This window comes from Cupriavidus oxalaticus (assembly GCF_038900635.1).
GTDB classification, from domain to species: domain Bacteria; phylum Pseudomonadota; class Gammaproteobacteria; order Burkholderiales; family Burkholderiaceae; genus Cupriavidus; species Cupriavidus oxalaticus_B.
Window position 1 is genome coordinate 36,169 of the sequence record NZ_JAYMRX010000010.1, and the last position, 15,009, is coordinate 51,177.

The window sequence follows — 15,009 nt, forward strand, 5'->3', positions numbered from 1 at the left end:
CCATGAAAAAAGTCCTGATTGCCAACCGTGGCGAGATCGCCGTTCGCATCATCCGCGCCTGCGCCGACTACGGCGTGGCCTCCGTCGCCGTCTATGCCAACGCCGATATCGACGCGATCCACGCACGCCTGGCCGACGAGGCCTACGGCCTCGACGGCGACCGCCCGGCGGACACCTACCTGAATATCCCCAAGCTGCTCGAGATCGCGCGGCGCAGCGGCGCCGACGCCGTGCACCCGGGCTATGGCTTCCTGTCGGAAAGCGAAGCCTTCGCCCGCGCGGTGATCGATGCCGGCCTGACCTGGATCGGCCCGTCGCCGGAGACGATCGCCCGCCTGGGCGACAAGGTGGAAGCCCGCAAGATCGCGCTGCAGGTGGGCGCGCCGCTGGTGGCCGGCACGCCCGATCCGGTGACCGATGCCAACGAAGTGCTGGCCTTTGCCGATCGCCACGGCTTGCCCATCATCATCAAGGCAGCGTTCGGCGGCGGCGGCCGCGGCATGAAGATCGCCTGGCGCATGGATGAGGTCGAAGAGCTGTACGCATCGGCCGTGCGCGAAGCGGTGACCGCCTTTGGCCGTGGCGAATGCTTCGTCGAGCAGTTCCTCGACAAGCCGCGCCATATCGAGGCCCAGGTGCTGGCCGACAAGCATGGCAACGTGGTGGTGCTCGGCACGCGCGACTGCTCGCTGCAGCGGCGCAACCAGAAGCTGGTGGAAGAGGCGCCGGCGCCGTTCCTGAGCGACGAACAGCGTGCCCGCATCCACGCCGCCGCGCGCGATATCTGTGCCGCAGCGGGCTACACCAGCGCCGGCACCGTCGAGTTCCTGCTCAGCGCCGGCGGCGCGATCTCGTTCCTTGAGGTCAACACCCGCCTGCAGGTCGAGCATCCGGTGACCGAGCAGACCACCGGCGTCGACCTGGTGGTCGAGCAGCTGCGCGTGGCCGACGGCCTGCCGCTGTCGATCACCGAAACGCCGGCGCCGCTGGGCCATTCGATCGAATTCCGCATCAACGCCGAAGACGTCGGCCGCGGCTTCCTGCCGACGCCCGGCCCGGTGCAACGCTTCGAGGCCCCGTCGGGCCCGGGCGTGCGCGTCGATTCGGGCGTACAGACCGGCTCGGTGGTGCCCGGCACCTTCGACTCGCTGATGGCCAAGCTGATCGTGACCGGCGCCACGCGCGAGCAGGCGCTGGCACGTGCGCGCCGCGCGCTGCGCGAGTTCCGGATCGAAGGCGTGGCCTCGGTGCTGCCGTTCCATCGCGCCGTGATCGACCATGCCGATTTCCTGGGCGCCGACGGCTTCAAGGTCCATACGCGCTGGATCGAATCCGATTTCACCGAGCCGCTGGCCGCCGCCGTGCGCGCCGAGCCGCAGCCGGATGGCAGCCTGCTGCGCACCGCGATCGAGATCGACGGCCGCCGCATGGTGCTGGGCCTGCCCGCGCAACTGCTGCGCGGCCTGGCAGAAGCGCCGGGGCAGGGCGGTTCGGCCGCCGCCGCGCCCGCCGCCACTGCCGACGCCGCCGACCTTCCTTCGCCGATCGCCGGCACGGTGCAGGCGTGGAAGGTCAACGTCGGTGACGAGGTCAAGGAAGGCGACCTGATCGCCGTGATGGAAGCGATGAAGATGGAGATGCAGGTCCACGCCCATCGCAGCGGCCGCGTCGCGTGGCAGGCTGAAACAGGCGTGTTCCTGGCTGCGGGCGCGCGGCTGGCCAGCGTGGAGTAAGTGCGGCCGGGCGCCGGCTTATTCGTCGGCGCCTCCCATCTTGCGCAGCCCCTTGAATACAAAGGGCGCAACCAGCGCGGCGGCGGCCAGTGCCAGCAGCGTCGCCGAGCCGGGATGCGACACGAACACCAGCGGGTCCCCCAGGCTCATCTGCATCGCGCGGCGGAACTGGCTTTCGGCCATCGGCCCCAGGATCAGCCCGACGATCATCGGCGCGACCGGGTAGTCGTGGCAGCGCATGCCAAAGCCGGCCAGCCCGAACACGACCAGCATGGCCAGTTCCACGATGGAAGGGTTGGCCGCCAGCGTGCCCATCGCGGCAAACACGAGGATGCCGGCGTATAGATACGGCTGCGGCAGCTTGAGCAGCCGTACCCAGATGCCGATCAGCGGCAGGTTCAGCACCAGCAGCATCACGTTGCCGATAAACAGGCTGGCCACCAGGCCCCATACCAGGTCCGGCTTGTCGGCGAACAGCAGCGGTCCCGGCACCAGGCCGTACTGCTGGAAGCCGGCCAGCATCATCGCGGCGGTGGCTGAGGTGGGCAGGCCCAGCGTCAGCAACGGCACCAGCGTGCCGGTGGCCGCGGCGTTGTTGGCCGCTTCCGGTCCCGCCACGCCCTCGATCGCGCCGCGGCCGAATTCGTCCTGGTGGTCGGTCAGCTTGCGTTCGACGGTGTATGACAGCAGCGTCGGCACCTCGGCGCCGCCGGCCGGCAGCGCACCGATCGGAAAGCCCAGCGCGGTGCCGCGCAGCCAGGCCTTCCACGAGCGCTTCCAGTCCGTGGCGGTCATGCGCAGGCCGCCCTTGACGGCTTCGATGGTGTCGTGCACGCCCGTGAACCTTGCCGCGGAAAAGAACGTTTCGCCCATCGCGAACAGGCCCACCGCCAGCGTGGTGACCTGGATGCCGTCGAGCATCTCCGGCACGCCGAAGGTCAGCCGCGCCTGCCCGGTGAGCTTGTCGATGCCGACGAGCCCCAGGCCAATGCCCAGCGCCAGGCTGGTCAGCCCGCGCAGCGTCGAATCGCCGAAGGTCGCCGACACCGTGACAAAGGCCAGCACCATCAGTGCAAAGTAGTCCCATGGCCCGAACTGCACCGCCAGCTCCACCAGCACCGGCGCCAGCAGCGCCAGGCCCACGGTGGCCAGCGTGCCGGCCACGAAAGAGCCGATCGCCGCGGTCGCAAGCGCCTGCCCGGCGCGGCCGGCACGGGCCATGCGGTGGCCTTCGATCGCTGTGGCGATCGAGGCTGCTTCGCCCGGCGTATTGATCAGGATCGCCGTAGTCGAACTGCCGTACATGCCGCCGAAGTAGATGCCGGCGAACATGATCAGCGAGCCGGTCGGGTCGAGCTTGAACGTGACCGGCAGCAGCAGCGCCACGGTCAGCGACGGGCTGATGCCCGGCAGGATCCCGACCAGCGTGCCGAGCAGCACGCCGATGCCGGCGAAGAGCAGGTTGCCCGGCTGCGCCGCCACGGCGAGGCCCTGGGCCAGGTAGGTAAAGACATCCATGTGCAACTCCCTTCTTTTCCTTCTTTACCGGGCTTAGCCGAATACCAGGCGTTCCAGCGGCCCGGCGGGCAGCGCCAGCGACAGGGCCCTGGCAAAGAATGCATACACCAGCAGGTTCAGCGCCACGCCGATCGCGGCCGAGCGCATCACGCGGCGCTCGCCGAAGCCGAGCGCGGTGGCAATGAACAGCAGCGTGACGCCGGCGATAAAGCCGAGCTGCAGTTGCAGCACCGCCATCAGCGCCAGCAGCCCGGCCAGCACGCAGCCGACCGCCTTCCAGTTCATCGGCTCGCGCGCCGGCGCTGCCATCGTGCCGGTGCGGCGCGCCGCGGTGACCAGGTGCGCGGCGCCGAGCACGCCGAGCAGACCGGCCACGAACAGCATGCCGACGGCGGGGCCAATGCCGGCGGCGGGCGCCGGCGGCAGCTGGCTGGCATCGGCGAACACCACCAGCGCGAGCAGCAGCAGCCCCGCGCCGACGATGGCCCTGGGTTTATCGAAGCGCGCCGCGGCGCTGCGTTGCGTAGGTTGGGCGTGGGTCGTCATCGCTTTCATTTCGCCAGGCCGATCGATGCCAGGATGTCGCGCACGCGCGCCTGTTCAGACTTCAGGTAGGCGCCGAACTTGTCGGCCGGCAAGTAGGCATCATCCCAGCCGCGGGCCTTCAGGATCTTCTGCCATTCCGGCGACCTGACCGCCTTGTCGACCGCCGCCGCCAGCGCGGCGGCTTGTTGCGGCGACACGTTCGGCGGCGCCACGATGCCGCGCCAGTTCAGCAGCTCGACGTCCATGCCTTGCTCCTTCAGCGTCGGCACGGCGATGCCAGGCATGCGCTGCGCCGACGACACCGCCAGGGCGCGCAGCTTGCCGGTCCTGATCTGGCTTTCGAACTCGTTGTAGCCGGAGACGCCGGCGGTGACGCGGCCGCCCAGCATTTCCGCCAGCGCCTCGCCGCCGCCGGAGAACGGCACGTAGTTCAGCCGCGCGGTATTGCCGCCCGCGGCCTTGACCACCAGCGCCGCCAGCATGTGGTCGGCGCCACCGGCGGAACCGCCGGCCCACACCACCTTGCCCGCATCGGCCTTGATCGCCGCCGCCAGGTCCTGGATGGTCTTGTGCGGCGAGTTCGCCGGCACCACCACGACCAGCGCATCGGCGGTCAGGCGCGCGATCGGCGTGACCTTGTCGAGGCTGACCGGCGCCTTGTTGGTGACCACCGCGCCGAGCATGGTGATGCCCATGGTCATCAGCTGGTTGCCGTCGCCCCTGGCGTTGTTGACGAACTGCGCCAGGCCCACGGTGCCGCCGGCGCCGGGGATGTTGTTGACCTGCACGCTCCTGGCCGCGCCGCTGGCGACCATGGCCTGCTGCAGCGAGCGCGATGCGCCGTCCCAGCCGCCGCCGGGCGCGGCGGGGGCGGTGATCTTCAGTTCAAGGGGCGCGGCCTGCGCGTGCGCGTGGTGCAGCGGCACGGCGGCGCCGAGCACGGCCAGCGCGGTGGTGGCGGCGAGCCGGTTCAGTTTGGCAAGCATGATGTCTCCTGTGGTCATGTCCTGGCGGCCTGCGCGGCTGATTGCGATAGCGCCGACGCAGGCGGGGGTGAAACGTGGGGAATCGAGGAAATCAGCCGGCAGCCTCGGCGGGCGCGACCGAGGCCCCCGCGATCTGGTGCCGTGCCAGCGCCTGCGCGACAAAGCCGCTCGCCTTCATCTCTTCAACAAAGGCATGCAGGTACGCCGCGGCGGCGCTGCCGCGGCTTTGCGGCAGGCCCATGGCCTGGCGGATCACCATGAAGCGCTCGTCCAGCAGGCGCAGGCCGGGGTGCTTCGCGGCATCGGCTTCCAGTTGCTGGCGCACGCCGGCGGCCACATCCAGGCCTTGCTCCAGGAAGGTCTGGACCACGTTCGGCGAAGTCAGCGCGCGCACGATCTGCGCTGCCTTCAGTGCGCGCGTCAGGAACAGGTCATAGGCGCTGCCCTTGCCGACCGCGACGCGGTTGCCGGCGGCGTCGACTTCGGCATTGGACCGGACCGGCGAGGCATCGCGCACCAGGTACCAGCCTTCGATCAGCACATACGGCGCGGTGAAACGGATGGTCGCGGCACGCTTGGGATCGATGGCGAAGAAGCCGACGTCGGCCTCCTCGCTGGAAACCACTTCGACCGACTTGCCGGCGGCATCGACCACCACCAGTTGCAGCGGCAGGCCCAGGCGTTGTGCCAGCGCATTGGCAAGGTCGACGGACACGCCGAAAGGCTGGCCATCCTCGCCGCGGTTGGCGAGGATCGGATTGCCGAGGTTGATCGAGGCACGCAGCACGCCGGTCGGGGCGAAGGCTGCAATCAGGTCGGGGTCAGGGCGCATGGAGAAGTCAGGGCTTGGGGCTGGCCCGGCAAGTACAGGCCCGCGAGTTCGGGATTGCCCGCGACTGCGCATCGCGAGCGGTGAAACAGCACGCGTCAGCTGGCCGGCTGCGACAGCGTCTGGTGCAGGATCAGCGGGATGACGCCGCCGCGCCGCAGCAGTTCGGCTTCGAGCCGTGTCTCGACCGCTGCGGTGGCGTCGATCCCATCGACAGCGCCGCCGGCGCGCACGATGCGGATTGGGATGCGGCAGCGCGGCGCGATGGCATCCGCGGGCGCCTCCACGTGGATCTTGTCTCCTGGCTTGATGCCGAGGGTGTGCGGGCCGGTGCCGCGCGGCAGCCGGACCGGCAGGATGCCCATGCCGATCAGGTTGGAGCGGTGGATGCGCTCGAAGCTCGGCGCGATGACCGCGCGGATGCCAAGCAGCCGCTGGCCCTTGGCGGCCCAGTCGCGCGACGAGCCGGTGCCGTAGCGTTCGCCGGCGACCAGCATCACCGCATCGCCGGCGGCGCGGTAGCGCTCGGCGACTTCGAAGATCGGCTGGACTTCGTTGCTGGGCACGTGCAGGGTGTGCCCCACCGGCGCGGCGGGATGCAGCAGGTTGGCCAGCGTCTTGTTATAGAACGCGGCGCGCACCATCACTTCCCAGTTGCCGCGCCGCGACGCGAACACGTTCAGGTCGTCGCGGTCCTCGCCGCGTGCGACCAGGAAGTCGGCGATGAAGCTGTCCCTGGGGATGGCGCTGGCCGGCGAGATATGGTCGGTGGTGATGTCGTCGCCCAGCACCAGCAGCGGCCAGGCCGTGTAGCTGCCGAGCTGGCTGCCGAACTGGCCACCTTCGTCGGCCGAGGCAAAGGGCGGGCGGCGCAGCGCGGTCGAGGCCTGGTCCCACGGGTAGCGCGGCGTGCCGGGCGAAGGCAGGGCGTGCCACAGCGGGTTGGCGGTGGCGACGCGGAAGGCCTCGCGGTAGTCGCCGGGCGCGGTGCCGCGCGCCACCAGCGCGTCGATTTCCTCGCGCGTGGGCCACAGGTCTTTGAGGTAGACCGGGGTGCCATCGGCGGCGGTCTGCACCGGGTCTCTGCTCAGGTCGGCCTCGGCATTGCCGGCCAGCGCGAACGCCACCACCAGCGGCGGCGACATGATGAAGCCCAGGCTCAGGTCCGGGTGGATGCGCCCGGGGAAATTGCGGTTGCCGGACAGGATCGCCACCGGCTGCGCGCTGCCATCGGCAATGGCGTCGGCGATCGGCTGCGTCAGCGGGCCCGAGTTGCCGATACAGGTAGTGCAGCCGTAGCCGACGATATCGAAGCCGACCGCGGCGAGGTCATCGATCAGGCCTGCGCGCTCCAGGTAGCGCGCCGCCGCCGGCGATCCCGGCGCCAGCGAAGTCTTGATCCACGCCGGCACCCGCAGGCCGAACCCACGCGCCTTGCGCGCGACCAGTGCGGCGGCGACCAGCAGCGCGGGATCGGTGGTGTTGGTGCAGCTGGTGATCGCGGCCAGTGCCACGGGATGCCTGGGCATGACGGGATGCGGATGCGACGGCGTGAAGCCGAAGCTCTCCAGCGCGCGCGCTGTGTCGGCATAGCCGAGCAGGTCCTGCGGCCGGCGCGGGCCGGCCACGTGCATGCCCACGGTGTCGAGTTCCAGTTCCAGCACGGTGGTGTAGCGCGGCTGCGCGGCGCCGTCGAACCACAGGCCGACGCGGCGCGTATATGCCTCGACCAGCGCGATCGCGGCCTCGTCGCGGCCGGTGCTGCGCAGGTATTGCAGCGTGCGGTCGTCGACGGGAAAGAAACCGGTGGTGGCGCCATACTCGGGCGCCATGTTGGCGACCACGGCGCGCTCGCCCGCCGACAGCGCCGACACGCCCGGCCCGAAGAACTCGACGAATTCGCCTGACACGCCCAGGCCGCGCAGCCGCCTGGTCACCGTCAGCGCCAGGTCGGTCGCCAGCACGCCGGGGCGCAGCGCGCCGCTCAGGCGCACGCCGATGACGTCGGGAATGCGCTGCATCACCGGCATGCCGAACATCACCGTCTGCGCCTCCAGCCCGCCCACGCCCCAGCCCAGCACGCCGATGCCGTTGACCATGGGCGTATGGCTGTCGGTGCCGATCATCATGTCCGGCACGGCCCAGGCCTCGCCGCCGCGCTGTTCGCACGTGACCACGGTGGCGAGCTGCTCGAGGTTGATGGTGTGCATGATGCCGGTGCCCGGCGGATGGATGCGCACGCCGTGCAGCGCCTTCGAGGCCCAGCGCAGGAAGCCGTAGCGCTCGGCATTGCGGTGCGTCTCGGTTTCCAGGTTGCGCGGCACGGCGTCGGCGCGGGCGTAGTACTCGACCGCCAGCGAATGGTCCACCGACGAATCCACCGGCAGCACCGGATTGAGCAGGTCTGGGTCGCGGCCGGCCTCGGCCACGGCATCGCGCATCGCGGCCACGTCGACCAGCGCGGGCGTGCTGGTGGTGTCGTGCATCAGCACGCGGCCGGGCTGGTAGGCGATCTCGGCTTCGCTGGTGCCATGCTCCAGCCAGCCGAGGATGCCGGCGACGGCGGCGTCGCGCTCGGCGCCTTCGGCGTTGCGGATCACGTTCTCCAGCAGCAGGCGCATGACGACGGGCAGGCGCCACAGCTTGTCGCCGGCAACCGCGGGGAGGTCGACGATGCGATAAGTGACGTCACCGACGCTCAGTGATGCCGTGAGGATAGGGCAGGTGTTTTCCATGAGCGCATTTTTGCATGTGTATGCGTAAAAATGCAATCAAGTGGAAACCCCGAGGATCGCCGAATGCAATTCCTGAAAGTGCCCGGAGCCATCTTCCAGGGGCAAACGCCCCGCGCCAGCATTTGACGCAAGGCGCTGCTTCCGTCTTCGCCTAGCCAGCCCCGGCCCGCTGCACGCCAGGCCGCCGGTCCTCCACCACGAACGCCGCCTGCGTGCCGACCGCGCTGTCCGCGCGCGTTACGTCTTCCACGGCGCGCAGCGTGGTGGCCCATCGTTCCGGCGTGGCCTCGACCACGGTGTAGCCGCGCTGGTCCGGCCGCGCATGCACGATATGCGGATTCTGGGCCATGATTTTTGCGGCACTCTGCACGCTGCTGCCCGCGGCCGAGGAGATGGAGGTGGTGCAGAACTCGCTGGCGATCACGCGGGATGACGGATCGCTGAAGTCCGCCAGGACATTGCAGGCGTAGTTCTGGTGGATATCGCCGCCGATGAACACGGTATTGCGCGGCGCCGCCGCCGCGATGCTGTCGAGCAGGCGCCGGCGTGCGGCGGGATAGCCGTCCCAGGTGTCGCTGTGGAAGGCTTGCCCAGGCGGCGCCTTGAAATTGCGCCGCGAGAAGATGGTCTGCTGCGCGATCGCGCTCCAGCGCGTCTGGTCGCGCTGGTCCTGCGCCAGTCCCTGTGCCAGCCATTGTTCCTGCGCGCTGCCCAGCATGGTGCGGCGCGGGTCGTCGAGCGCGCTGCAATGGCCCGGAGACACGGGGCCTTTGGGGGGCTGGCCGGGTTCGCGGCAGGGCTGGATATCGCGATACTGGCGGTCGTCCAGCACATGGAAATCGACCAGCCGCCCCCAGCGGTGGCGCGCGTGGATGCTCAGCGCATCCGGCCCGCCGAGGCCCGCCATGCCATGCACCAGCGTGCTCGCGCGGATCGGCATGTTTTCGTAGAAGGCCTGGTAGCCGGCAGTCCGCCTCGCGAGAAACGCGGGCGCCGGCTCGCTGCCCGCGCGTCCCGCATAGTCGTTCTGCACTTCATGGTCGTCCCAGGTAACCAGCCAGGGGCACGCGGCATGCATGGCCTGCAGCAGCGGGTCGCTCTTGTACAGCGCGTAGCGGTCGCGGAAGTCCTGCAGGCTGGTGGCTGTGGGCAGGCTGTGCGTGCGCGGCAGGTGCGCGTGCGCGTTGGCCGGCACTGCGTTCTCGTAGATGTAGTCACCGAGGAACACCACCAGGTCCAGGTCTTCCTGCCGCATCTGCCGGTACGCGGCGTAGTGGCCTTGCTCCCAGCGCTGGCAGGAAGCAAAGGCAAAGCGCACGCGCGGGGCCAGCGTGTCGGCCGCCGGCGCGGTGCGGGTGCGGGCCGGGGCGGTGGCTGCGTCGCCGTGCATGAATCGGTAGAAGTACCAGCGGTCCGGTCGCAGCCCGTCGACTTCGACATGAACCGAATGACCCAGCTCGGGCAGCGCCTGCGCATGGCCGCGGCGCACGATGCGCTGGAATGCTTCGTCCTCGGCGACTTCCCACCGGACGGTCAGCGGTCCCTGCAGCGGCGTGGTGCCATGGGCGTCGGCCTGCGGTGTGCCAGGGATGGCGCCGCCGAGCAGGCGCGTCCACAGCACGAATCCGTCCGGCGCCGGCGCGCCGCTGGCCACGCCAAGCGAGAACAGGTCGCGCTCGCGCAGGGTGGCGGAGATGGCCCAGCGGGGCAGCTGGGTGGCAAGGGCGGAGGCTGCTGCCAGCTTCAGGAAAGTTCGTCTTTGCATGCCGGTTCCGGGATGTCGGGGGTTCGTCTCGCGCTATCGATGTGCAGAACTATAGCGAAACGGGTCAGCTTGTCTCGGCTATGCGGAAGTCGTGCTGGATGCACTTGGCCGGCCGCTGCGGGAAGTGAGGTCCGTGCCGTCAACGGCCTTCCAGGGCAAGGTGTCCCGCCATTCTGCTGACCCTCCACCGCTTTCGTGAGCGCCTGTTTTCCGGTTTCCGTAAGGATCGGCCCGAGCGCTTAATTGATGGCCGCGCGCCGGCGCCATATCGTTCAGCCAAACCAACAAGACCGGTGCCGTTCCCGTGCGGCCTCACAAACAAGGAGACAAGACATCATGGCCTATCCCTTCCAGACGTTGCCGTAGCGGCAGATCCGACTCTCCGGCCGGGCCCCGCGCTGCCGGATTCCCCTGACTTCCTTGCCAGGCGGCGTGCGCAGACGCGCGCGAGCCGCCACGGAGCCGTTATGTCGCCTCACGTCATTTCCATCTCGGTGCTCGGGCTGATGTTTGTCATCGCCACGGTCCTGCCGATCAACATGGGCGCGCTTGCCTTTGTCGGTGCCTTCCTGGTCGGCACGCTGGTCGCGGCAATGCCTGCCAAGGCAATCCTTGCCGGCTTTCCCGCCGACCTGTTCCTGACCCTGGTCGGCATCACCTACCTGTTCGCCGTGGCACAGAACAACGGCACCATCGACTGGCTGGTGCGGCTCGCGGTGCGCGCCGTGGGCGGCAGGATCGCCGCCATTCCATGGATCATGTTCATGATCGCGGCGCTGCTGACGTCGGTCGGTGCGGTCAGCCCGGCGGCGGTGGCCATCATCGCGCCGATTGCGCTGGGCTTTGCCGCGCGCTACGGCATCAACCCGCTGCTGATGGGCCTGATGGTCATCCATGGCGCGCAGGGTGGCGGCTTTTCGCCGATCAGCATCTATGGCGGCATCACCAACAAGATCGTGCAGAAGGCAGGGCTGCCGCTCAACGAGATGGCGACGGCGTTCGCCAGCCTGGGCGTGAACCTGGCCGTGGCTGCCGGCCTCTTCGTTGCGCTGGGCGGGCTGCGCCTGATGCGGCAATCGGCGCCGGCGGTGGCGGCGTCGCAACCGGTTGCCGGCGGCGTGCTGGCCATGGGGGCGCCGTTCGGCGCGCGCACCGTGCCGGCACAGGGAGCGCAGATCTACGGCGATGCGGAGGCCGAGGCCGGCATCGAAGAGCAGAAGACCATGGCGCGCGACCGCGCTTCGCTGCTCGGCAGCGAAGCCGAAGGTGCCGGCGAAACGCCGGCCGGCCTCTACCAGTACCTGACCGTGGCCGGCCTGGCCGCGCTGGCGGTGCTGACCCTGTATTTCAAGCTCGATATCGGCTTTGTCTCGCTGACCATCGCGCTGCTGCTCACGCTGATGGCGCCGGAATTGCAGAAGCGAGCGCTGGGCCAGGTGTCGTGGCCGGAGATCATGCTGATCGTCGGCGTCAGCACCTTCGTCGGGGTGATGGACAAGATGGGCACCATCGACTTTGTCGGCCACAGCGTGGCCAGCCTGACGTCGCCGCTGATGGCCGCGCTGCTGCTGTGCGTGGTTGGCGCGGTGGTGTCGGCGTTCGCCTCGTCGACCGCCGTGCTGGGTTCGCTGATCCCGCTGGCCGTGCCGTTCCTGCAGCAAGGCTCGGACGTGAGCGCCATCGGCTTTATCGCCGCGATGGCGGTGTCCTCGACCATTGTCGACGTCAGCCCGTTCTCGACCAACGGCGCGCTGGTGCTCGCCAACGCGCAGGGTGTGGACCGGCAGGCCTTCTTCCGCACGCTGCTGATCTATGGCGCGCTGGTCACCGTGATCGCGCCGGTCGTGCTGTGGTTTGTCTTCGTCGTGCTTTGATTCCTGTTGCCGTTACCTGACTCCTGACCATGAAACTGCTTGAATCCGTCATGCCTGCCCAGCAGGCCATCCGGCCGGCGCGGGCCCCGGCCAGGCCGGCCGCCATTCCCAGCATGGAGGCCTACCAGGCCCTGTGCGACGAAGCGGGGCGCGACTACGAAGGCTTCTGGGCGCGCCACGCGCGCGAGCTGCTGCACTGGAACAAGCCCTTCACCAAGGTGCTGGACGAGAGCAACGCGCCGTTCTACAAGTGGTTCGAGGACGGCCAGCTCAATGCCTCCTACAACTGCCTGGACCGCAACCTGGAAAACGGCAACGCCGACAAGGTCGCGATCGTGTTCGAGGCCGACGACGGCACCGTGACGCGCGTCACCTACCGCGAGCTGCACGCCAGGGTGTGCCGGCTGGCCAACGGCCTGAAGACGCTTGGCATCAGGAAGGGCGACCGCGTCGTGATCTACATGCCGATGTCGGTCGAAGGCGTGGCCGCGATGCAGGCCTGCGCGCGCCTGGGCGCGACGCATTCGGTGGTGTTCGGCGGCTTCTCCGCCAAGTCGCTGCAGGAGCGGCTGGTCGACGTGGGCGCGGTGGCGCTGATCACCGCGGACGAGCAGATGCGCGGCGGCAAGGCGCTGCCGCTGAAGGCCATTGCCGACGATGCGCTGGCGCTGGGCGGCTGCGAGGCCGTGAAGAGCGTGATCGTCTACCGCCGCACCGGCGGCAATGTCGGCTGGACCGAGGGGCGCGACCGCTGGCTCGACGACGTCTGCGCCAACCAGCCCGATACCTGCGAAGCCGAGCCGGTCGGAGCCGAGCATCCGCTGTTCGTGCTCTACACCTCGGGCTCCACCGGCAAGCCCAAGGGCGTGCAGCACAGCACCGGCGGCTACCTGCTGTGGGCGCTGATGACGATGAAGTGGACCTTCGACGTCAAGCCCGACGACCTGTTCTGGTGTACCGCCGACATCGGCTGGGTCACCGGCCACACCTACATCGCCTACGGGCCGCTGGCCGCCGGCGCCACGCAGGTGGTGTTCGAAGGCGTGCCGACCTACCCGAATGCCGGCCGCTTCTGGGACATGATCGCGCGCCACAAGGTCAGCATCTTCTACACCGCGCCGACCGCGATCCGCTCGCTGATCAAGGCCGCCGAGGCCGACGAGAAGATCCACCCGAAGCAATACGACCTGTCGAGCCTGCGCCTGCTCGGCACCGTGGGCGAGCCGATCAACCCCGAAGCCTGGATGTGGTACTACAAGAACGTCGGCAACGAGCGCTGCCCGATCGTCGACACCTTCTGGCAGACCGAGACCGGCGGCCACATGATCACGCCGCTGCCGGGCGCGACGCCGCTGGTGCCGGGTTCGTGCACGCTGCCGCTGCCGGGCGTCATGGCCGCCATCGTCGACGAGACCGGCCACGACGTGCCCGATGGCAACGGCGGCATCCTGGTGGTCAAGCGCCCCTGGCCGTCGATGATCCGCACCATCTGGGGCGATCCCGAGCGTTTCAAGAAGAGCTATTTCCCCGAGGAAATCGGCGGCAAGCTCTACCTGGCCGGCGACGGCTCGATCCGCGACAAGGAAACCGGCTACTTCACCATCATGGGCCGCATCGACGACGTGCTGAACGTGTCGGGCCACCGCATGGGCACGATGGAGATCGAGTCGGCGCTGGTGGCCAACCCGCTGGTGGCCGAGGCCGCGGTGGTGGGCCGGCCCGATGACATGACCGGCGAGGCGATCTGCGCCTTCGTCGTGCTCAAGCGCTCGCGTCCGACCGGTGAGGAGGCTGCCAGGATCGCGACGGAACTGCGCAACTGGGTCGGCAAGGAAATCGGCCCGATCGCCAAGCCCAAGGACCTGCGCTTCGGCGACAACCTGCCCAAGACCCGCTCGGGCAAGATCATGCGCCGCCTGCTGCGCTCGCTGGCCAAGGGCGAGGAGATCACGCAGGACACCTCGACGCTGGAGAATCCGGCGATCCTGGAGCAGCTCGGCGAGCCGAGTTAGCGGTGCGCACTGGCCGCCACGCGGCTAAGATAGGAGCCTGCCCCCAACCACAGCCCGACCCATGAGAATCCGCATCGGCGAAGAGATCACCTTCCGCAAGCTCGAAGCCCTGCTGGCGTTCATGGAATCGGGCAACCTGGCCAAGGCGGCCGAGATCCTGGATACCAGCACGGTCAGTGTGCACCGCGCGCTGCATTCGCTGGAGGAGGGCACCAGTTGCGCGCTGTTCCGCCACGAGGGCCGCAACCTGATCCCGACCGACGCCGCCCATGTGCTGGCGGATACGGCCAGGGAAGTGCTCAAGGCCATGGCCGACGGCATCCGCGCCACGCGCGAGGCCGCCGGCTTTTCGGCCGACCACCTCAAGATCGGCTCGCTCTATTCGCTGACGGTGCAGACCGTGCCCAGGATCGTGATCGGCCTGAAGCTGCGCCGCCCTGAGTTGCAGACCGAGCTGGTGCTGGGATCGAATGCGGACCTGCTGCAGAAGCTCAAGCAGGGCTCGATCGACGCCGCGTTGATGGCCGTGCCCGAGCCCGATCCGGAGATCGAGTCGATCCCGCTGTTCGAGGACGACATCTTCTTTGCGGCGCCTGCCGATTCGCCCTATGCCTCGCTGCCCGCGGTGGACCTGCGCGCCTGCCGCGACGAGCCGTTCGTCAGCCTGAGCGAGGGTTTCGTCACCTACAGCGGCTTTGTCGAGGCGTTCCGCATTGCCGAATTCACGCCGAATGTGGTGATGAAGGTCGGCGATATCTTTTCGCTGATGAACCTGGTGGGCGGCGGCATCGGCTATACGCTGCTGCCGGGCCGGGTGAAGGGCGTGTATTCGCGCAATGTGGCGTTCGTGCCGCTGGCCGGCGAATACGACATCAAGCAGACCATCGCCCTGAACTTCCTGCGCCGCCGCGAGCGCGATCCCAACTTGCTGGCGCTGGCAGCGGCGTGCCGCATGGCGATGCGCGACGCCGACCAGTAGGGGCACGGGCGGCTTGTCGCCCACACCCTGGT

General features: G+C 69.0%; 10 protein-coding genes. 4 read left to right on the plus strand and 6 right to left on the minus strand.

The genetic code is table 11. The features are described from left to right. Nucleotides 1–2 precede the first annotated feature (2 nt). Entirely contained in the window at nucleotides 3–1,733 is a 1,731-nt protein-coding gene (locus VSR71_RS17450; protein WP_342915104.1) for an acetyl/propionyl/methylcrotonyl-CoA carboxylase subunit alpha, read from the plus strand. Nucleotides 1,734–1,751: 18 nt separating this feature from the next. Here the strand turns inward: VSR71_RS17450 and VSR71_RS17455 are convergent, their stop codons facing one another. The 6 genes from VSR71_RS17455 to VSR71_RS17480 form a co-directional block, all read right to left on the minus strand. Beyond that, complete coding sequence (locus VSR71_RS17455; RefSeq protein WP_342915105.1) at nucleotides 1,752–3,251, minus strand: tripartite tricarboxylate transporter permease; 1,500 nt, start codon at nucleotides 3,249–3,251, stop codon at nucleotides 1,752–1,754. A gap of 33 nt (nucleotides 3,252–3,284) precedes the next feature. After that, nucleotides 3,285–3,797 (minus strand): tripartite tricarboxylate transporter TctB family protein, encoded by a 513-nt coding sequence (locus VSR71_RS17460; RefSeq protein WP_342915106.1) that lies wholly within the window; start codon nucleotides 3,795–3,797, stop codon nucleotides 3,285–3,287. 5 nt (nucleotides 3,798–3,802) lie between these two features. After that, nucleotides 3,803–4,783, minus strand: a complete 981-nt coding sequence (locus VSR71_RS17465; RefSeq protein ID WP_342915107.1) for a Bug family tripartite tricarboxylate transporter substrate binding protein — start codon at nucleotides 4,781–4,783, stop codon at nucleotides 3,803–3,805. Nucleotides 4,784–4,874: 91 nt separating this feature from the next. Continuing rightward, complete coding sequence (locus tag VSR71_RS17470) at nucleotides 4,875–5,615, minus strand: ABC transporter substrate-binding protein (protein WP_342915108.1); 741 nt, start codon at nucleotides 5,613–5,615, stop codon at nucleotides 4,875–4,877. Between the two features lie 95 nt (nucleotides 5,616–5,710). Then, nucleotides 5,711–8,347 carry an aconitate hydratase AcnA gene (gene acnA / locus VSR71_RS17475; RefSeq protein WP_342915109.1) on the minus strand — a complete coding sequence of 879 codons (2,637 nt, stop codon included), beginning with the start codon at nucleotides 8,345–8,347 and terminating at the stop codon, nucleotides 5,711–5,713. Between the two features lie 151 nt (nucleotides 8,348–8,498). Continuing rightward, nucleotides 8,499–10,112 (minus strand): alkaline phosphatase D family protein, encoded by a 1,614-nt coding sequence (locus VSR71_RS17480; RefSeq protein WP_342915110.1) that lies wholly within the window; start codon nucleotides 10,110–10,112, stop codon nucleotides 8,499–8,501. 467 nt (nucleotides 10,113–10,579) lie between these two features. Here VSR71_RS17480 and VSR71_RS17485 point away from each other — a divergent pair, with 467 nt between their 5' ends. From VSR71_RS17485 to VSR71_RS17495, 3 genes are all read left to right on the plus strand, one after another. Continuing rightward, on the plus strand, nucleotides 10,580–11,986 hold the full coding sequence (locus VSR71_RS17485) for an SLC13 family permease (RefSeq protein WP_342915111.1): 1,407 nt from the start codon (nucleotides 10,580–10,582) through the stop codon (nucleotides 11,984–11,986). A gap of 29 nt (nucleotides 11,987–12,015) precedes the next feature. Continuing rightward, the gene (gene acs / locus VSR71_RS17490; protein ID WP_342915112.1) at nucleotides 12,016–13,998 is read left to right on the plus strand and encodes an acetate--CoA ligase; all 1,983 of its coding nucleotides are present in this window, start codon (nucleotides 12,016–12,018) and stop codon (nucleotides 13,996–13,998) included. 61 nt (nucleotides 13,999–14,059) lie between these two features. Next, nucleotides 14,060–14,977 (plus strand): LysR family transcriptional regulator, encoded by a 918-nt coding sequence (locus tag VSR71_RS17495; protein WP_342915113.1) that lies wholly within the window; start codon nucleotides 14,060–14,062, stop codon nucleotides 14,975–14,977. Nucleotides 14,978–15,009: the final 32 nt, after the last annotated feature.